This is a genomic window from Streptomyces collinus, from assembly GCF_031348265.1.
Classification (GTDB): Bacteria; Actinomycetota; Actinomycetes; order Streptomycetales; family Streptomycetaceae; genus Streptomyces; species Streptomyces collinus.
Genome location: NZ_CP133771.1, coordinates 2,095,752 through 2,114,886 on the forward strand (window position 1 = coordinate 2,095,752; position 19,135 = coordinate 2,114,886).

Consider the following 19,135-nt stretch of genomic DNA (forward strand, 5'->3'; position numbering starts at 1 on the left):
CCCTGTGACGGACCCTCGTGAAAGCGTGCACAAGCGGCGGCCTACGATGGTCCGCGTGCCAAACGTGACCCGCGCCGACGCTCAGGCCGCCCTGCGCAACCCGCTCGCCTTCATCGCCGAGCGCTGGACCCCGGAACCCCGGACGGTCCGGCGCGCGGCCCTCTCCGCGCTCCTGATGTCGGTGCTCATCGTCGTCACCGGGGGCGCCGTACGGCTGACCGGCTCGGGCCTGGGCTGCCCGACCTGGCCCAAGTGCACCGACGATTCGCTCACCGCCACCAGCGAGATGGGCTTCCACGGCGCCATCGAGTTCGGCAACCGCATGCTGACGTACGTGCTGTGCGCCGCCGTCGGCTGGGCGATCATCGCGGCGCGCTCGCAGAAGCCGTACCGGCGCGGTCTGGTCCGGCTGGGCTGGGCGCAGTTCTGGATCGTGATGAGCAACGCGGTGCTCGGCGGCATCGTGGTGCTGGTCGGTCTCAACCCGTACACGGTGGCGGCGCACTTCGTGGCGACGTCCGCGCTCATCGCGGTGGCCACAGTGATGTGGCAGCGCACCCGTGAGGGTGACGGGGCGCCCAGCCCGCTGGTCGGCAAGGCCGTGCAGCAGCTGGTGTGGTTCCTGACCGCAGCGGCCGTTCTGCTCATCCTGGTCGGCACGGTCGTGACCGGCGCGGGCCCGCACGCGGGCGACTCCAGCGAGGTCGAGCGGATGCCGGTCGACTGGGAGACGGTGAGCAAGCTGCACGCCGTCCTGGCGTGGATCGTGGTGACGCTGACGTTCGCCCTGTGGTTCGTCCTCAAGGCGGTCGACGCGCCGAGGAACCCGCTGAACCGCACCCGCGAGCTGTTCCTGATCCTGCTCGCGCAGGGCGTCATCGGCTACGTCCAGTACTTCACGGACCTGCCCGAGGTCCTGGTCGGCCTGCACATGCTGGGCTCGGCCGTGATGTGGATCTGGGTGCTGCGGGTGGTGCTGTCGCTCCGGGAACGGCCGGAGGCTGCCGTGGACCTGCCCGGTCCCACGGCCGAGGCCAGCCTGACGAAGGCTTAGTCGAGCCCGTACACCCGCCGCGCGTTCTCCGACGCCAGCATGCCCGCCACCCGCTGCGCGTCGGCCAGGGACCACGCCCCCTCGGCGACCCAGGTGCCGAGCACCCGCCCGAGGGCCTCGCGGAACAGGCGGGCGCCCACCACGTGCAGTTCGGGCAGGCCCTGCGCCCCGGTGGAGAAGAGGATCTTTCCGAAGGGCGCCAGTTCCAGGATCTCGGCGAGGACGGTCGCGGCCTGGGCGCCCGCGCGGACCAGGGCGGCGCCGCAGTCGACGTGGACGTGCGGGAAGACACCGGCGAGATGGGCCGCATTGCGGTGGTACGGGTAGCCGTGCAGCAGGACCAGGTCCGTGCCGAGCCCGGCCGTGGCGCGCACGAAGTCCGTCAGCAGCACCGGGTCCGTACGGTCGGTCCGCAGCCCCGGCGCCCCCAGCCCCGCGTGCAGCTGGAGCGGCAGGCCCGAGGCGACCGCGCTCCACAGCAGATGCCGCAGCAGCACCGGGTCGCTCAGCTCCCCGCCGACCCCCCGCCCGGCGAGCCAGCGGCCGGCCGCCCCGCGCACCTCCCCCGGCCCGGGCGGCTCCGGCGCGAGCGCGAGGCCGTGCCGTGCGCCCGCGACCGAGGTGAAGGCGACGGCGTTCGCGGCGGCCGCGTGCACCGACTCAGCGAGGTTGGCGAGGAAGGACTCGACGGTTCCGGAGGTGTCGGCGACCTGCTCGGCGAGGAGTTCCAGGCGGACGATCTCGCGGGCCTCGGCGGCTCCGGCACAGGCCAGCTCGCCGGGTTCCGTCAGATCGCCGGGCAGGCCGGTGTCGACCAGGTACGTGGTGATGCCGCTGCCGCGCAGGAGCCGGCGGCCGGATTCCAGGACGCCCAGTTCCCGGCGGCGGGCCAGGTAGCGGGCGGGCGCGCAGTGCGGTTCCAGGCCGAGCAGGGGTGGGCACCAGCGCCGCACGGCGAAGCCGGTCTGGGTGTCGAAGAGGGTGGTGCCGGGGGCGGGTGGGCCCTCGGTGCGGCTGAGGTGGGCCTCGAAGGTGCCGAGGCCCAGCTCCGTGCGGAGCACTCCGTGGCAGTACTGGTCCACCAGTGACGGCGTTTCGATCATCCGGGCCTCCCGGTGTGGACCCTGTTGCTCTCAAGGGTCCTAACGGGTGAACCGGGTTCGAGGTGGCGGTCCCGGGGTGGGGGTCCGGGTCACGGGACGGCTGCGGACCGGTTGTGGCTGGTCGCGCCCCCGCGGCGGAGCCGCAGATCGATACAGCCCCGCGCCCCCGAGAGGGTCAGGTGTTCTTGGGGCCGCCTACTTGGATGCCGGCCATCCGGCTCCACTCGTAGCGGCCCGTCTTGACCTTGGCCGCGAATTCGCCGTCGAAGGACTCGTGGGTCGTGATGCCCGACTTCTCCACGGCCTTCTCGGCGATCTCGTAGGAGGGGGCGACCAGGTCGCCCCAGTTGCCGTCCTCGCCGACCAGCACGATGCGGGCACCGCGCTCGCCGAGGTAGGCGACCTGGCCCTCGGCGCCGCCGTGGGCCTTGGAGAAGGAGGAGATCTGCTTGGCCAGCCGGGCCGCCTTGCGCTCGGCCTTCGGGTCAACCTGCTGCGTGTCTGCCATGGTCAGGATGCTACTCACGGGTAGATCGTCTCGCGAGGGCAGGGCGGTGTGATGTACGTCAGCGCAGGAACGGGTCGACCGCGACCGCCACGAACAGCAGCGAGACGTAGGTGATCGACCAGTGGAACAGGCGCATCTCCTTCAGCTTCGCGCCCGTCACCTCCGCCTTCGCGCGGTTCTGCAGGCCGTGCGCCTCCCAGAGCCAGAAGCCGCCCGCCAGCAGGGCCACCGAGGTGTAGAACCAGCCGGTGTAGCCGAGGGGGGTGAGCAGGAGCGAGACGCCGACCATGACCCAGCTGTAGATCACGATCTGCTTGGCGACGACCTTGTTGGAGGCGACCACCGGCAGCATCGGCACGCCCACGCGCGCGTAGTCCTCCTTGACCTTCATGGACAGCGGCCAGTAGTGCGGCGGCGTCCAGAAGAACATGACCATGAAGAGGATGACGGGCGCCCACGACATCGAGTTCGTGACCGAGGACCAGCCGATCAGCACCGGCAGGCAGCCGGCGATGCCGCCCCACACGATGTTCTGCGAGGTCCGGCGCTTGAGGATCATCGTGTAGACGACCACGTAGAAGAGGAGCGCGCCGAGGGCGAGCCAGGCGCTCAGCCAGTTCACCGTGAGGCCGAACAGCAGCGTCGAGGCGACGGCCAGCGTGATGCCGAAGGCGAGGCACTCGCGCGGGCTGACCATGCCGGTGACCAGCGGCCGCTGCGAGGTGCGGTCCATCAGCGCGTCGATGTCGCGGTCGATGTACATGTTGAGCGCGTTGGCGCCGCCCGCGGACATGTAGCCGCCGAGGCACGTCAGCAGCACCAGCGTCAGGTCGGGCACGCCCTGCTGCGCCAGGAACATCACCGGCACGGTGGTGATCAGCAGCAGCTCGATGATCCGCGGCTTGGTGAGAGCCACGAATGCCATGACACGGGCCCCGAGCGGCCGGTGGGCCGGGCTCTGGTCCGTCCCGGTCATCCCCGCTGGACGGGATTCAACGGCCGTCACGCACACCCCTACAGAGACATCCCAGCAAGCCTCACCGCTGTGAAGTCCCGGTAAAGGCTCGCGCGTACCACGCCACTTTAGACGTTGCCCAGACTCGGACATTCGCGGGGGTCGGCTCGTGTTGGGAGGGGGCTTCCGAAGGGCGCGCCGAAGCTCGATTGAGCACCCGGATGAGCGGCTCCGTATTCACCTGTCGAATGCGGTACGGCCCAGTCAGGAGGCGGATCGGGATCGGTCCCGGCACTCTGGAGTGACTCGAAAAAACGCACGTCCCACGGGGGTAGGCTCGACTGCGGCCGGTGGGCGCCCCGATACACCGGCATCCGACATGTGGAGAGGAGCCCTGACCCAGGGTGAGCACCAAGCCGACCACCACAGACCTCGAGTGGACCGAGTTGGACCAGCGGTCCGTCGACACCGCGCGTGTCCTGGCCGCCGATGCCGTACAGAAGGTCGGTAACGGCCATCCGGGTACGGCGATGAGCCTGGCGCCTGCCGCCTACACCCTCTTCCAGAAGGTGATGCGGCACGACCCGGCGGACGCCGACTGGGTCGGGCGGGACCGCTTCGTGCTGTCCGCCGGCCACTCGTCCCTGACCCTCTACACCCAGCTGTACCTGGCCGGCTTCGGCCTGGAGCTGGACGACCTGAAGTCCTTCCGCACCTGGGGTTCGAAGACCCCCGGCCACCCCGAGTACGGGCACACGACCGGTGTGGAGACGACGACCGGGCCGCTCGGCCAGGGTGTCGCCAACGCGGTGGGCATGGCGATGGCCGCCCGCTACGAGCGCGGTCTGTTCGACCCGGAGGCCGCCGAGGGCGAATCGCCGTTCGACCACTTCATCTACTGCATCGCCGGTGACGGCTGCCTCCAGGAGGGCATCTCCGCCGAGGCGTCCTCCCTCGCGGGCCACCAGAAGCTCGGCAACCTGATCCTGCTGTGGGACGACAACCACATCTCGATCGAGGGCGACACCGAGACGGCCGTCTCCGAGGACACCGCCAAGCGCTACGAGGCCTACGGCTGGCACGTGCAGCGCGTGGAGCCGAAGGCCGACGGCGACCTGGACCCGGCCGCGATCTTCGAGGCGGTCCAGAAGGCCAAGGCCGTCACGGACCGGCCGTCGTTCATCGCGATGCGCTCGATCATCGCCTGGCCGGCCCCGAACGCGCAGAACACCGAGGCCGCGCACGGCTCGGCGCTCGGCGACGACGAGGTCGCGGCGACCAAGCGGGTGCTGGGCTTCGATCCGGAGCAGTCCTTCGAGGTCTCCGACGAGGTCATCACGCACACCCGCAAGGCGCTGGAGCGGGGCCAGGCGGCCCGCGCGGTGTGGGAGAAGGCCTACCAGCAGTGGCGGGACAACAACCCCGAGCGCGCCGCGGAGTACGACCGCGTCGCCAAGGGTGAGCTGCCCACCGGCTGGGAGGAGAAGATCCCGGTCTTCGAGGTCGGCAAGGGCGTGGCCACGCGTGCCGCCTCCGGCAAGATCCTCCAGGCGCTCGGCGCGGTCGTCCCCGAGCTGTGGGGCGGCTCGGCCGACCTGGCCGGCTCGAACAACACCACGATCGACAAGACCAGCTCCTTCCTCCCGGCGGACAACCCGCTGCCGGAGGCGGACCCGTACGGGCGCACGATCCACTTCGGTATCCGCGAGCACGCGATGGCCGCCGAGATGAACGGCATCGCGCTGCACGGCAACACCCGGATCTACGGCGGCACCTTCCTGGTCTTCTCCGACTACATGCGCAACGCGGTGCGGCTGTCGGCGCTGATGCACCTGCCGGTGACGTACGTGTGGACGCACGACTCCATCGGTCTCGGTGAGGACGGCCCGACGCACCAGCCCGTCGAGCACCTGGCGTCGCTGCGCGCGATCCCGGGCCTGAACGTCGTGCGCCCGGCGGACGCCAACGAGACCGCGGTCGCCTGGCGCGAGATCCTCAGGCGCTGGACGAAGGAGTTCGGCAAGGGCCAGCCGCACGGTCTGGCGCTGACCCGTCAGGGCGTCCCGACGTACGAGCCCAACGACGATGCCGCCAAGGGCGGTTACGTCCTGTTCGAGGCCGACGGCGGCGAGCCCGAGGTCATCCTGATCGCCACCGGCTCGGAGGTGCACGTCGCCGTCGAGGCGCGCGAGCAGCTCCAGGGCGCCGGCGTGCCCACGCGTGTGGTGTCCATGCCGTCGGTGGAGTGGTTCGAGCAGCAGGACCAGGGGTACCGGGACAGCGTCCTGCCGCCGTCCGTCCGGGCCCGTGTCGCGGTGGAGGCCGGTATCGGTCTCACGTGGCACAAGTACGTGGGGGACGCCGGCCGCATCGTTTCCCTGGAGCACTTCGGTGCTTCGGCCGACGGCAAGGTCCTCTTCCGCGAGTTCGGCTTCACTCCCGAGAACGTGGCCGCCGCCGCGCGGGAATCGATCGCCGCAGCTCAGCGCTGACGCTTATACACGACACGTAGGAGATGGAATTTCCATGACAGACGCACTCAAGCGCCTCTCCGAGGAAGGCGTGGCGATCTGGCTGGACGACCTGTCGCGCAAGCGGATCACGTCCGGCAACCTCGCCGAGCTGATCGACCAGCAGCACGTCGTGGGCGTCACCACCAACCCGTCGATCTTCCAGAAGGCGATCTCGCAGGGCGACGGCTACGACACGCAGCTGACCGACCTCGCCGCCCGCAAGGTCACCGTCGAAGAGGCCATCCGCATGATCACGACGGCGGACGTCCGTGACGCCGCCGACATCCTGCGCCCGGTCTTCGACGCCACCGGCGGCAAGGACGGCCGGGTCTCGATCGAGGTCGACCCGCGCCTGGCGCACAACACGCGGGCGACGGTCGCCGAGGCCAAGCAGCTCGCGTGGCTGGTGGACCGGCCCAACACGCTCATCAAGATCCCGGCGACCGAGGCGGGCATCCCGGCCATCGCCGAGACCATCGGCCTGGGCATCAGCGTCAACGTCACGCTGATCTTCTCGCTGGAGCGCTACCGCCTGGTCATGGACGCGTTCCTGGAGGGCCTGGAGAAGGCCAAGGAGCGCGGACTGGACCTGTCGCAGATCCACTCCGTGGCCTCGTTCTTCGTGTCCCGCGTGGACACCGAGATCGACAAGCGGATCGACGCGCTGGGCACCGACGAGGCCAAGGCCGCGCGCGGCAAGGCCGGCGTCGCCAACGCCCGGCTGGCCTACCAGGCGTACGAGGAGGTCTTCTCCTCGGACCGCTGGAGCGCCCTGGAGAAGGCGGGCGCCAACAAGCAGCGTCCGCTGTGGGCGTCCACCGGCGTGAAGGACAAGGCGTACAAGCCCACCCTGTACGTCGACGAGCTGGTCGCGCCGAACACGGTGAACACCATGCCGGAGGCGACCCTGTTCGCCACGGAGGAGCAGGGCGAGATCCGCGGCAACGCCGTCGCCGGCACGTACGAGCAGGCCCGCGCCGACCTCGACGCGGTCGAGAAGCTCGGGATCAAGTACGACGACGTGGTCCAGCTGCTGGAGGAGGAGGGCGTCGAGAAGTTCGAGGCCTCCTGGACCGACCTGCTGAAGTCGACCGAGGCCGAGCTCAAGCGCCTCGCCCCCTCGGAGGGCTGAACAGGTGTCGAGCAGCAACCCGCTGCGTGACCCCGCGGACCGACGGCTCCCGCGTATCGCGGGGCCGTCGGGCCTGGTCATCTTCGGCGTCACGGGCGACCTGTCCCGGAAGAAGCTCATGCCCGCCGTGTACGACCTCGCCAACCGGGGTCTGCTGCCGCCGGGCTTCTCGCTGGTGGGCTTCGCCCGCCGCGAGTGGGCTCATGAGGACTTCGCGCAGGAAGTGCACGACGCGGTCAAGGAGCACGCCCGCACACCCTTCCGCGAGGAGGTCTGGCAGCAGCTCATCCAGGGCATGCGCTTCGTGCAGGGCACGTTCGACGACGACGACGCCTTCGAGCGGCTGCGCTCCACGATCGACGAGCTGGACAAGGCACAGGGCACGGGCGGCAACTTCGCCTTCTACCTGTCCGTGCCGCCGTCGGCGTTCCCGGTGGTCATCCAGCAGCTGAAGAAGCACCAGCTGGCCGACCAGACGGGCGGTTCCTGGCGGCGCGCGGTCATCGAGAAGCCGTTCGGCCACAACCTGGAGTCGGCCGAGGAGCTCAACAAGGTCGTCCACGAGGTCTTCGCCCCGGACCAGGTCTTCCGCATCGACCACTACCTGGGCAAGGAGACCGTCCAGAACATCCTGGCGCTGCGCTTCGCCAACACGATGTTCGAACCGATCTGGAACCGGTCCTTCGTGGACCACGTGCAGATCACCATGGCCGAGGACATCGGCATCGGCGGCCGGGCCGGGTACTACGACGGCATCGGCGCCGCCCGTGACGTCATCCAGAACCACCTGCTCCAGCTCATGGCCCTGACGGCCATGGAGGAGCCGGCCTCCTTCGACGCGGACGCGCTGGCCGCCGAGAAGACCAAGGTCCTCGGCGCCGTGAGGCTGCCGCAGGACCTGGGCCGGGACACCGTGCGCGGGCAGTACTCCGCGGGCTGGCAGGGCGGCGCGAAGGTGATCGGCTATCTCGACGAGGACGGCATCGACGCCTCCTCGAAGACCGACACCTACGCCGCGATCAAGCTGGAGATCGACAACCGCCGCTGGGCGGGCGTCCCCTTCTACCTGCGCACCGGCAAGCGGCTGGGCCGCCGGGTGACGGAGATCGCCGTCGTGTTCCAGCGGGCCCCGCACTCCCCCTTCGACTCCACCGCGACCGAGGAACTCGGCTCCAACGCGATCGTCATCCGCGTCCAGCCGGACGAGGGCGTCACGGTCCGCTTCGGCTCGAAGGTGCCGGGCACGTCGATGGAGATCCGGGACGTGTCGATGGACTTCGCGTACGGCGAGTCCTTCACGGAGTCGAGCCCGGAGGCCTACGAGCGTCTGATCCTGGACGTTCTGCTCGGTGACTCGAACCTCTTCCCGCGCACCGAGGAGGTCGAGCTGTCCTGGAAGATCCTCGACCCGATCGAGGAGTACTGGGACAAGAACGGCAAGCCCGCCCAGTACCAGGCCGGTACCTGGGGGCCCGTCGAGGCGGACGAAATGCTCGAGCGACACGGACGGAGCTGGCGCCGGCCATGAAGATAGACCTCACGGACACCACCGCCAGCAAGGTCAACAAGGCGTTGGTGCAGGGGCGCAGGGCGATCGGCACCCCGGCGGTCGGCATGGTGCTCACGCTGGTCATCGTGACGGACGAGGAGAACGCCTACGACGCGCTGAAGGCCGCGAGCGACGCCGCGCACGAGCATCCCTCGCGCACGCTCGTGGTCATCAGGCGCGTCTCCCGCTCGCCCCGCGACCGTACGCAGTCCCGCCTGGACGCGGAGGTGCGCGTCGGTGCCGACGCCGGATCCGGTGAGACGGTGGTGCTCCGGCTGTACGGCGAAGTCGCGGACCACGCCCAGTCGGTGGTGCTGCCGCTGCTGCTGCCGGACGCCCCGGTGGTGGTGTGGTGGCCGGTGAACGCGCCGCTCGACCCGGCGAAGGACCCCCTGGGTGCCCTCGCGCAGCGCCGCGTCACCGACACGTACGCCTCCGAGCAGCCGGTACGGGACCTGGCGACCCGGTCCCGGGCTTACACCCCCGGCGACACGGACCTGTCCTGGACGCGCATCACGCCCTGGCGTTCCATGCTGGCGGCGGCCCTCGACCAGGTCACCTGCGAGGTCCGGGCCGTCGAGGTGGAGGGCGAGGAGTTCAACCCGAGCTGTGAGCTGCTGGCGATGTGGCTCGCGGACCGGCTGGACGTCCCCGTGAAGCGCTCGCTGTCCGGCGGCCCCGGTCTGACGGCGGTCCGGATGGACACCAACTGCGGCCCGATCAAGCTGGACCGTGCCGACGGCTCCCTGGCGACGCTCTCCATCGAGGGCCAGCCGGACCGGGCCGTGGCGCTCAAGCGCCGGGAGACCGCCGAGCTGATGGCGGAGGAACTGCGGCGGCTGGACCCGGACGACACGTACGCGTCGGCGCTGCGGTACGGGGTGGACCGGCTGAAGTCCGCGTCGCCGGTGCAGTCGACGCCGTCGGTGCCCAAAAGTGAAGGGCGAGCAGGACTCGCCCTCCCCGCTCCCGTTGAAAGGGCTGCGAAAGCACCCGCTGCGGAAGCGACGGCGCAGGCACCGGTGAGGCGGGAACCGCCCGAGCTGGAGCCGGTACGGAAGGCGACGACCAAGTGAGTACGGCACCGCAGCTGGTCGTGCACCGCGACAAGCAGCTGATGGCGCAGGCCGCGGCGGCCCGGCTGATCACCAAGATCGTGGACGCGCAGGCCTCCCGGGGCTCGGCGTCCGTGGTCCTGACGGGCGGCCGCAACGGCAACGGCCTGCTGGCCGCCCTGGCCGCGGCCCCCGCCCGGGACGCGATCGACTGGAGCCGGCTCGACCTCTGGTGGGGCGACGAGCGGTTCCTGCCCGAGGGTGACCCGGAGCGCAACGTCACCCAGGCGAGGGAGGCCCTCCTCGACTCGGTGCCGGTCGATCCGAAGCGGGTGCACGCGATGCCCGCGTCGGACGGGCCGCACGGCACCGACGTGGACGCGGCGGCCGCCGCGTACGCGGAGGAACTGGCGCGGGCGGCGGGCCCGGAGAACCACGGTCCCGTGCCCACGTTCGACGTGCTGATGCTGGGCGTCGGACCGGACACGCATGTGGCGTCGCTGTTCCCGGAGTTGCCGGCGGTCAGGGAGACCGACCGCACGGTGGTCGGGGTCCACGGCGCGCCCAAGCCGCCGCCGACCCGGGTGACGCTGACGCTGCCGGCGATCCGCGCGGCCCGTGAGGTGTGGCTTCTCGCGGCCGGGGAGGACAAGGCCCAGGCGGCGGCGATCGCCCTCTCGGGCGCGGGCGAGATCCAGGCGCCGGCGGCGGGGGCGTACGGCAGGAGCCGGACCCTGTGGCTCCTGGACGGGGCGGCGGCTTCCCAACTGCCGCGTTCCTTGTATCCGCCGGCTTCGGCTTAGGCCACCAGGCCTGTGCCCATCCACCACCCGCAGGTGCCCCTTGCCAGGGCAGTTTCGGGCGGTGGATGGGCATAGGTCCGGGGGTCCAGGGGGCGGAGCCCCCTGGTACAACGGCTACTTGACCGACCCCGCCATCACGCCCTGCACGAAGTGCCGCTGGAACGCGAAGAACACGACCACCGGAACCACCAGGGACACGAACGCCCCGGGCGCCAGGACATCGATGTTGCTGCCGAACTGGCGTATCTGCGACTGGAGTTCCACCGTGAGCGGCTGCGACGCACTGTCCGCGAACAGCAGCGCCACCAGCATGTCGTTCCATACCCACAGGAACTGGAAGATGGCCAGCGAGGCGATCGCGGGCCGCCCCACGGGCAGGACGAGCCGCGTGAAGATACGCCACTCGCTGCCCCCGTCCATGCGGGCCGCCTCCAGCATCTCCTTCGGCATCTCGGCGAAGTAGTTCCGCAGCAGGAACACCGCGAAGGGCAGGCCGTAGGCCACATGGAAGAGCACGACACCGGGGATCGTGCCGAACAGGCCCAGCTGCCCGAAGAGTTTGGCGACCGGCAGCAGACCGATCTGCACCGGCACCACCAGCAGCGCGACCACGACCAGGAAGATCGCCTCCCGGCCGGGGAAGTCCAGCCACGCGAAGGCGTACCCCGCGAGCGCCGCGACGACCACGACCAGCACGGTCGTCGGCACCGATATCAGCACCGTGTTCCAGAACGCCTGCGTGATCCCGGCGTTCCCCAGCAGCGACGAGTAGTTGTCGAAGGACAGCTGCCCGGGGCTGGAGAACACCGTCCACCAGCCGCCCTTCGCCGTGTCCTCGGCGGACCGCAGCGAGGACAGGAACAGCCCGGCCAGCGGCGTCATCCACACCAGGCCGACCACCACGAGAAAGGCCTGGACGACTCCGTTGCCCAGCCCGCGCCGAACCGCGTTCATCGCTGACTCCTTCGGAAACGGCGGACGTTGAACACCATCGCCGGGACGACCAGCAGCAGGAGCAGCACGCCCAGCGCACTGCCGAGTCCCTGGTTGTTGCCGCCGCCGAACGACACCAGCCACATCTGCGTCGCGAGCACGGTCGCGTCCTCCTGCACGGGCCCGGGCGCGATGATGTAGACGAGGTCGAAGACCTTCATCACGTTGATGACGAGAGTGATGAAGACGACCGACAGGACGGGTGCCAGCAGGGGCACCGTGATCCGGCGGAAGATCTGCCACTCGTTCGCGCCGTCCATCCGTGCCGCCTCCAGGGCGTCCCGCGGCAGCGTCGACAGACCCGCCCCGATCAGCACCATGGCGAAGCCGGTCCAGATCCACAGGTACGCGCCGATGATCGCCGGGGTGACCAGCGCCGGGCCGAGCCAGGAGACGCCCTCGTAGGGCTGGGCGAAGTTCGACGACGGCAGTCTCACCTCGTAGGAGCCCGATGCGAGGCCCTCGAAGCGGAAGGAACCGTCGGCGGCCGTGGTGGTCGCGGCGATCGCCTCGCCGTCGCGGACCGCCTCGACCTTCATCTCCGGCAGCCCGCTCTCCCGCCGGTCGACCTTGCCCTGCTCCCCTCCCCCGCCGGGCGTGAAGTCCAGGTAGACGACACCGCGCAGTTCGTCGGCGGCGGCCTTGCGCCCCGCCGCCGCGTACGCCGGCTCGGCCCCGCCCGGCAGGTCGCCGGGCTGCACACCGACCAGGCCCAGCGCCACGGCGTCCCCGGGCGCCACGCTCGTACTCGTGCGGTACGAGCCGTCCTTGTCCTTCGTCAGGCCGTGGGCGTCCCGCGCCCGGGCCGTCGGATAGGAGGACTCCCCCTTGAAGGCGTCGTGGACGGAGACCACCGCCGCGTTGAGCACGCCCTTGTCGGGGTCCTCGTCGTAGGCGAGGCGGAAGATGATGCCGGCGGCGAGGAAGGAGACCGCCATCGGCATGAAGAGGAGCAGCTTGAAGGCCGTGGCCCAGCGGACCTTCTCCACCAGTACGGCGAGGATCAGCCCGAGGCCGGTGAGCAGGGCCGGGGCGATGACGACCCAGATGGCCGTGTTGCGGACGGCCTTGAGGGTCGCCGGGTCGCGGAACATCTCGGCGTAGTTGTCGCCGCCGACGAAGCTCGTCCCGGAGGCGTCGAAGAAGCTGCGGCCGATGCTGAACAGCACGGGGTAGACGACGAGCGCGCCGAGCAGCAGCAGCGCGGGCAGCACGAACAGCAGGGCGATGATCTTCCCGCGCCGGCGCAGTCGCCGGGTGCGGTCGGCGACCGGGCCGGGCGGTGGGGGGCTCGTCTCTTGCACGAGGGTCGCTGTCATGGCGTATCAGTCCTGGTACGCCTTGGCCGCCGCGGCCTCCAGCTTCGCCGCGGTGCCCTTCGGGTCGGACGGGTCGCGCAGGAAGTCCTGGAGGAGCTTCCACTCGCCGGTGCCCTTCGTGCCGCCGAACGCGGCCGGGGCCTGGTCGGACATGTCGAAGCGGACCGAGTCCCCGGCCTGGACGAGGGACTTGGCGGTGGCGCGGGTGACGTCGTCGCCGTAGGAGGCGAGGTCGACCTTCTTGTTCGGGGAGAGGAAGCCGCCGGCCTCGGCCCACACCGCGGAGGCCTCGGGCGTCGAGAGGTACTCCAGGAGGGCCTGGGCTGCCTTCTGGTTCTTGCCGTCCTTGAGGACGACGGCGGCGTCTCCGCCGCTGACGACCGGTGCCTCACCGCCGCCGACCGCCGGGAACGGGAAGAAGTTCGCGTCCTGGCCGACCTTCTTGCCGAACTGGTCCTTGGCGACACCGGCGACGAAGTCGCCCTCGTAGACCATGCCGGCCTCGGGCTCGGGGCCGAACACCTTCTCCACCGAGCCGGGGAAGTCGGTGTTCAGGGCGCCCTTCTGGCCGCCGGCGATGAGCTGCTTGTCCTTGAAGAGCTTGCCGAGGGTGGTGAGGGCGTTGACGACGGACGCGTCGGTCCACTTCAACTTGTGGGCGGCGAGGGCGTCGTACTTCTCGGGTCCGGCCTGGGAGAGGTAGACGTTCTCGAACCAGTCGGTGAGGGTCCAGCCGTCCTGTCCGGCGACGGAGAACGCGGCGAGGCCGGAGTCGGACACGGTCTGCCCGGCCTTCAGCATGTCGTCGTAGGTCTTCGGGGGCTTCACGCCGGCCTGTTCGAGGGCCTCGGGGCTGTACCAGACGGTCGACTTGTGGGCGGCCTTGAAGTACAGGCCGTAGAGGGTGCCGTCGACGCTGCCGTACGTCTTCCACACGGGGGCGTACCCGGCGTCCACGGCCTGCTCGGTCTTCTTCGACAGCGGCTTGAGCCAGCCCTTCTGCGCGAACTGCTTGAGCACGCCGACCTGCGGGACCATCACGACGTCGGGGGCGTTGCCGCCCTCGATCTTGCTGCCGACGACGGTGGAGACGTTGTCGCCGGTGGACGTGAACTGCGTCTTGGCGCCGGTCTTCTCGGTGAAGGCGTCGAGCACCTTCTGGAAGTTCTTCTGCTCGGTGCCGGACCAGACGCCGGCCACGGTGACCGACTGGCCGCTGAGCGCCTTGTCGCCGCCGCCGGCCGAGACGGGTCCGCCGCCGCAGGCGGTCGCGCCGAGCGCCAGGACGAGGGCGGTGCAGCCGGTGAGCAGGGTGGTACGTCGTCGCATCATCGTTGATGTCCCTTCGGAGGGTTCGCTTGCGGGGAGTCCGCTCGCGCGGATGTCGCTTACGCGGATGTCGCTTGCGCGGATGTGGCTTTCGGAATGTCGCTTGCGGGCGGTCAGGAACGGATCCACCAGGCGGCCGTCGAGCCGGAGAGCACTCCGGACGGGCAGGGGCCGCTGGCGAGCAGAGGGGTGCCGGGGACCGGCGCGGGGGTGGGGGCCGTGCCGAAGTTGACGGCGCACACCAGGTCGCCGCGTTCGAAGGCCAGGACGCCGGGCTGGGTGTCCAGCCAGCGCAGCGTGCCCTCGCCCAACTGGGGCAGAGCGGCGCGCAGTTGGAGGCCGTCCCGGTACAGGTGCCAGAAGGAGCGGGTGTCGGCGAGGGCGCGGTCGGTGGCGTACTCGGCGAAGTACTCAGGCTGCGGCAGCCACGGCTTGGCGCTCTCGACGCCCGGGGTGAAGCCGAACGGCGAGGCCTGACCCGACCAGGGCAGCGGGACCCGGCAGCCGTCGCGGATACGGGCCCTGCTGCCGGTGCGGCGGAAGATCGGGTCGGTGAGCACGTCGTCGGGCAGGTCCACGACCTCCGGCAGCCCCAGCTCCTCGCCCTGGTAGATGTACGCGGCGCCGGGCAGGGCCAGCATGAGCAGCGCGGCGGCGCGGGCACGGGCGGCGCCGAGGCCGCTGCCCTCGGTGGCGGGTTCGCCGTAGCGGGTGACGGTGCGGACCTGGTCGTGGTTGTTGAGGACCCAGGTGACCGTCGAGCCGGTGCCGGCGATGTCGTCCATGGCCTCGGAGATGACCTTCTGGAAGGCGTCGGCGTCCCAGGAGGCGCTGAGCAGGTCGAAGAAGAAGGCCTGGTGCAGCTCGTCGGGGCGGACGTACTGCGCGTGCTCGCGGGCGGTCGGGACGGACACCTCACCGACGAGGAGGCGTTCGCAGCCGTCGCGCTCGGTGTACTCCTCGCATATGGAGCGCCAGCGCCGCCACACGTCGTGCACCTCGGGCTGGTTCCAGGCGAGCGGGTTGACCGAGTCGCGGGTGCGGGCGTCGGCCTCGGGGTCGTCCGAGTCGGGCAGCTCCGGGTGCTTGTAGAGGCCGGCGGCGACGTCGATGCGGAAGCCGTCGATGCCCCGGTCCAGCCAGAACCGCAGGACCCGGTCGAACTCGGCGCCGATCTCGGGATTGCGCCAGTTCCAGTCGGGCTGCTCGGGCGCGAACATGTGCAGGTACCACTGGCCGGGCGTCCCGTCCGGCTCGGTCACCCGGCTCCAGGCGGGGCCGCCGAACATGGAGTGCCAGTTGTTGGGCGGCTCGGACCCGTCGGGGCCGCGGCCGTCGGCGAAGTGGAAACGGGCCCGGGCCGGGCTCCCGGGAGCCGCTGCGAGCGCCTCACGGAACCAGGGGTGCTCGCTGGAGCAGTGGTTCGGGACGATGTCGAGCAGCACCTTGACGCCGAGCCGCCGTGCGGCCCCCACCAGCTGGTCGAACTCGCCGAGGTCGCCGAAGAGCGGGTCGACGTCGCAGTAGTCGGCAACGTCGTAGCCGTGGTCGTGCTGCGGCGAGGGATAGAAGGGGCTCAGCCAGATCCCGTCGACGCCGAGCTTCTTGAGGTACGGCAGTCCGGCCCGGACGCCGGCGAGATCGCCGATGCCGTCGCCGGTGCTGTCGAGGAAGCTGCGGACGTAGACCTGATAGATCACTGCGTCACGCCACCAATGGTGCCTGTTCAACCCATCGACCTGTCTCTGAGAAGGGCAGCGGTTATGCATGCATGTTAAGTAGGCGTGTCGAGAGGGTGTCAATGAAAAGGCAGAAGCAACTGACGGGTTGGGATGCCTGAATCAGGACTTATCGGGCGCAATGAAACAAGATGAGACCCCCGCGTTACCTAACAAGTAACTAGGAAGATCGCCCGAGTGAAGTCAGCGGTGCGAGACGGCCGCGAGCTCTCGCGCCAGCCGCCGCACCGCCGCCGCGGGCGCCTGCTGCCCGGCCATGGCGTCGTGCACGACCGCCTGCACGACGAGGCTGACCTGGTCGTACCGCGGGCTCTTGGGGCGCGGCTCGGCCGCGAGCACACTCGTCCGCAGGGTCGGCAGGTACGGGAACCTGCGGATGAGAGCCGGGTCCTGGTAGAGATCGGCCCGGACGGGCGGCAGTGCGCCACGGGTGAGGACCTGACGCTGGACGCGCTCACTGGTGAGGTACGCGATCAGGCGGGCCGCCGAGTCGGGGTGCCGCGCGTGGGCGCTGACGGCCAGGTTGGAGCCGCCCAGGACGCTGGTTCCCGGCCCGTCGGGTCCGGGCAGGGGGACGGCGCCGATCTTCCCGGCGACCTTCGAACCGGGGGCGGAGGCGCCGACGTAGGCGTACGGCCAGTTGCGCAGGAAGAGCAGCCGGCCGTCCTGGAAGGCCTGTTTGGACTCCTCCTCCTTGTAGGTCAGCGCCTCCCTGGGGATCCACCCCTCGCGCACCCCGCGCGCCAGGAACCCGATGCCCTCACGGGCGGCCGCCGAGTCGACGGTGACGCGCTCGCCCTCGTCGCCGAGGATCGACCCGCCCGCCGAGTAGACGGCCTCGGCCGCGTTCACGGTGAGGCCCTCGTAGGGCAGGAACTGTCCGGCGTAGCCGTCGAGGCCGTGCTTCGGGGCGATGGTCTTCGCGTACCGCTCCAGCTCCGCCCAGGTGCGCGGTGGCGCGACGCCCTCCTCGGCGAGGACGTCCTTGCGGTACAGGAGCAGGCCGGCGTTGGTGACGTACGGGACGGCGTAGAGCTGTCCGTCGTAGGTCGCCGTGTCCACGACCGGCTGGAGGAAGGTCTTCAAAGGGAAGCGGTCCCGCGGGAGGGGCCTGATCCAGCCCGCCGCGGCGAACTCAGGGGTCCAGTTGACGTCGATGTTGAGCACGTCGAACCGGCTGCGGTCGCCGTCGCGCAGGTCGGTGACCATCTGGGCCTGGGTCTCGTCGGCCGAGTCCGGCAGTTCGACGAGGGTGACCTTCTCGCCGGGGTGGGTACGATTCCAGCCCTCCAGCAGGGGGCCGAGGTAGCCGGTGAGGTCTCCGGCGGTGGCCAGGGTGAGGGGGCCGCGACCGCCCTCGGGGGGCTCGCCCGCCTGCGCTCCGGCGGCAACGTAGCCTGTCAGGACCACGACGAGAACGAGAAGGCCCCTACCCGCGGCATGGATCCACCGCATAGGTTCCTCCCTGTACACCGGCGCTGGGCACCCTTGCCCGGAACAGAGGCCATGTATACCTGTTAGGTATGGGCGATACTAGGGCCTGGAGCACATTGGACCGGACAGGAGGACTGCACGCGTGCGCCTGCCCCTCCTGGCCCTCCTCGCCCGCGGACCCGCCCACGGCTACGAGCTCAAGCAGGACCTTGAGCAACTGCTGGGCTCCGCGTACCCTCAGCCGAACGTCGGCCAGATCTATGTGACCCTCGGCCGCCTCGAGAAGTCGGGATTGATCGAGGGCGAGGACGTAACGCAGTCCAGCCGGCCCAACAAAAAGGTCTACCACCTCACCGACGCCGGGCGGGAGGCGCTGCGCGCCTGGTTCGAGGAGCCCGAGGACGAGCCCCGGGTGCGGGACGAGTTCTTCATGAAACTGGCGCTCGCTCCGCAGACCGGCCTCGCCGAGCAGATCACCCTGATCAACCAGCAGCGCCGCCAGTACCTGAACACCATGCGGCAGCTGTCGAAGCTGGCCGCCGCAGAGAACCGCGACAACCGCATCGCCCATCTGCTGATCGAGGGCGCGATGCTGCACCTGCAGGCCGACCTCGACTGGTTGGAACGGTGCCAGGAAGAGCTGGAGGAGCTGGAGTGAGCGACGACCGTCCCGCTCCTGTGCTGCGTGCCGAGGGGCTGGTGAAGACCCACCACGGCGAGGGCGCGCCCGCCCGTGCCGTGCGCGGGGTCGACCTGTGCGTCCGCCCCGGCGAGTTCGTGGCGATCACCGGCCCGTCCGGCGCCGGCAAGTCGACGCTGCTGCATCTGCTCGGCGGCCTCCAGCGGCCGGACGCGGGCAGCATCTGGCTCGACGGCGAGTCCACCGACACCTACGGCGAGGCCCGCTGGGCGGTGGAGCGCCGCAAGCGGATCGGGATCGTCTTCCAGTTCTTCAACCTCGTCTCGAACCTGTCCGTCGCCGACAACGTGGAACTGCCCGCCCTGCTCGCGGGCACCTCGCCGAAGCAGGCGCGCGCCGAGCGCGAGGCGCTGCTGGCCGAGCTGGGCCTGACGGGCAAGGAGCGCAGCATGCCGGGCGAGCTGTCCGGCGGTGAGCAGCAGCGCGTCGCCCTGGCCCGGGCCCTGGTCAACCATCCGCCGCTGCTGCTGGCCGACGAGCCGGCGGGCAGCCTCGACAGCAAGGGCACCCGCGAGGTGATGCGGCTGCTGTCCCGCTTCCACCAGCGCGGCCAGACGATCGTGCTGGTCACCCATGACGCCCGGCTGGCGAGCGCCGCGGACCGGGTGATCAGCTTCTTCGACGGCCGCATCGCCGACGACGCGGAACTCGACGGCGGCACCACCCCGCCGCGCCGCTCCGGGATATCCGGTGTGCTGGAGCTCAAGGACTGACATGCGCGACGTCCACGACGACGGTGCGGACCTGCCCGTCCACGACGGTGGTACGGCCCTGCACGTCCACCACGGCCGTACGGCCCTGCACGTCCACCACGGCCGTGCGGCCCTGCGCGTTCACGACGGCGGCGCGGCCCTGCACGTAGACGACAGCCGTGCGGCCCTGCACGTCCACCACCGCCGCGCGGCCCAGCACGTCCACGACGGTCGCGCCGCCCACGAGCCGAGGGGCT

General features: G+C 70.4%; 17 protein-coding genes. 8 read left to right on the forward strand and 9 right to left on the reverse strand.

The window, feature by feature from the left end:
* The first annotated feature begins 46 nt into the window (after positions 1 to 46).
* Entirely contained in the window at positions 47 to 1,054 is a 1,008-nt protein-coding gene (locus tag RFN52_RS09430) for a COX15/CtaA family protein (RefSeq protein WP_184844976.1), read from the forward strand.
* On the opposite strand, the gene RFN52_RS09435 is transcribed toward RFN52_RS09430, so the two are convergent.
* The 3 genes from RFN52_RS09435 to RFN52_RS09445 form a co-directional block, all read right to left on the reverse strand.
* On the reverse strand, positions 1,051 to 2,157 hold the full coding sequence (locus tag RFN52_RS09435) for an amidohydrolase family protein (RefSeq protein ID WP_184844979.1): 1,107 nt from the start codon (positions 2,155 to 2,157) through the stop codon (positions 1,051 to 1,053). The two genes, RFN52_RS09430 and RFN52_RS09435, sit on opposite strands and share 4 nt — an antisense overlap.
* Positions 2,158 to 2,332: 175 nt before the next feature.
* The gene (locus RFN52_RS09440) at positions 2,333 to 2,665 is read right to left on the reverse strand and encodes a hypothetical protein (protein WP_184844982.1); all 333 of its coding nucleotides are present in this window, start codon (positions 2,663 to 2,665) and stop codon (positions 2,333 to 2,335) included.
* 58 nt (positions 2,666 to 2,723) lie between these two features.
* Complete coding sequence (locus tag RFN52_RS09445; RefSeq protein ID WP_184844985.1) at positions 2,724 to 3,641, reverse strand: heme o synthase; 918 nt, start codon at positions 3,639 to 3,641, stop codon at positions 2,724 to 2,726.
* A 383-nt stretch (positions 3,642 to 4,024) separates the two neighbouring features.
* Between RFN52_RS09445 and tkt the strand changes: the two genes are divergently transcribed.
* The 5 genes from tkt to pgl are packed head-to-tail and all read left to right on the forward strand — an operon-like array spanning position 4,025 to position 10,672.
* Positions 4,025 to 6,112, forward strand: a complete 2,088-nt coding sequence (gene tkt / locus RFN52_RS09450; protein ID WP_184844988.1) for a transketolase — start codon at positions 4,025 to 4,027, stop codon at positions 6,110 to 6,112.
* 34 nt (positions 6,113 to 6,146) lie between these two features.
* Positions 6,147 to 7,265 (forward strand): transaldolase, encoded by a 1,119-nt coding sequence (gene tal / locus RFN52_RS09455; RefSeq protein WP_184844991.1) that lies wholly within the window; start codon positions 6,147 to 6,149, stop codon positions 7,263 to 7,265.
* A 4-nt stretch (positions 7,266 to 7,269) separates the two neighbouring features.
* The gene (gene zwf, locus RFN52_RS09460) at positions 7,270 to 8,793 is read left to right on the forward strand and encodes a glucose-6-phosphate dehydrogenase (RefSeq protein ID WP_184844995.1); all 1,524 of its coding nucleotides are present in this window, start codon (positions 7,270 to 7,272) and stop codon (positions 8,791 to 8,793) included.
* Positions 8,790 to 9,890, forward strand: coding sequence for a glucose-6-phosphate dehydrogenase assembly protein OpcA (gene opcA / locus RFN52_RS09465; protein ID WP_184844998.1), 1,101 nt, complete (start codon positions 8,790 to 8,792; stop codon positions 9,888 to 9,890). The genes zwf and opcA overlap by 4 nt, the downstream gene beginning before the upstream one ends.
* Positions 9,887 to 10,672, forward strand: coding sequence for a 6-phosphogluconolactonase (pgl, locus tag RFN52_RS09470; RefSeq protein ID WP_184845001.1), 786 nt, complete (start codon positions 9,887 to 9,889; stop codon positions 10,670 to 10,672). Before opcA ends, pgl begins: the two co-directional genes overlap by 4 nt.
* A gap of 114 nt (positions 10,673 to 10,786) precedes the next feature.
* On the opposite strand, the gene RFN52_RS09475 is transcribed toward pgl, so the two are convergent.
* The 5 genes from RFN52_RS09475 to RFN52_RS09495 form a co-directional block, all read right to left on the reverse strand.
* Complete coding sequence (locus tag RFN52_RS09475) at positions 10,787 to 11,626, reverse strand: carbohydrate ABC transporter permease (RefSeq protein ID WP_097215951.1); 840 nt, start codon at positions 11,624 to 11,626, stop codon at positions 10,787 to 10,789.
* Positions 11,623 to 12,984 (reverse strand): carbohydrate ABC transporter permease, encoded by a 1,362-nt coding sequence (locus RFN52_RS09480; RefSeq protein ID WP_184845004.1) that lies wholly within the window; start codon positions 12,982 to 12,984, stop codon positions 11,623 to 11,625. The genes RFN52_RS09475 and RFN52_RS09480 overlap by 4 nt, the downstream gene beginning before the upstream one ends.
* A gap of 6 nt (positions 12,985 to 12,990) precedes the next feature.
* Positions 12,991 to 14,316, reverse strand: a complete 1,326-nt coding sequence (locus RFN52_RS09485) for an ABC transporter substrate-binding protein (protein WP_184845007.1) — start codon at positions 14,314 to 14,316, stop codon at positions 12,991 to 12,993.
* A gap of 110 nt (positions 14,317 to 14,426) precedes the next feature.
* Positions 14,427 to 16,082 (reverse strand): glycoside hydrolase family 13 protein, encoded by a 1,656-nt coding sequence (locus tag RFN52_RS09490; RefSeq protein WP_184845010.1) that lies wholly within the window; start codon positions 16,080 to 16,082, stop codon positions 14,427 to 14,429.
* A gap of 153 nt (positions 16,083 to 16,235) precedes the next feature.
* Complete coding sequence (locus tag RFN52_RS09495; RefSeq protein ID WP_184845014.1) at positions 16,236 to 17,507, reverse strand: ABC transporter substrate-binding protein; 1,272 nt, start codon at positions 17,505 to 17,507, stop codon at positions 16,236 to 16,238.
* 121 nt (positions 17,508 to 17,628) lie between these two features.
* Between RFN52_RS09495 and RFN52_RS09500 the strand changes: the two genes are divergently transcribed.
* Both RFN52_RS09500 and RFN52_RS09505 read left to right on the forward strand, forming a co-directional pair.
* The gene (locus RFN52_RS09500; protein ID WP_184845017.1) at positions 17,629 to 18,144 is read left to right on the forward strand and encodes a PadR family transcriptional regulator; all 516 of its coding nucleotides are present in this window, start codon (positions 17,629 to 17,631) and stop codon (positions 18,142 to 18,144) included.
* Positions 18,141 to 18,899: an ABC transporter ATP-binding protein gene (locus RFN52_RS09505; RefSeq protein ID WP_229856204.1), complete on the forward strand. Its 759-nt coding sequence runs from the start codon at positions 18,141 to 18,143 to the stop codon at positions 18,897 to 18,899. The genes RFN52_RS09500 and RFN52_RS09505 overlap by 4 nt, the downstream gene beginning before the upstream one ends.
* Here RFN52_RS09505 and RFN52_RS09510 read toward each other — a convergent pair.
* Complete coding sequence (locus RFN52_RS09510; RefSeq protein ID WP_184845020.1) at positions 18,889 to 19,122, reverse strand: hypothetical protein; 234 nt, start codon at positions 19,120 to 19,122, stop codon at positions 18,889 to 18,891. The genes RFN52_RS09505 and RFN52_RS09510 overlap by 11 nt on opposite strands.
* Positions 19,123 to 19,135: the final 13 nt, after the last annotated feature.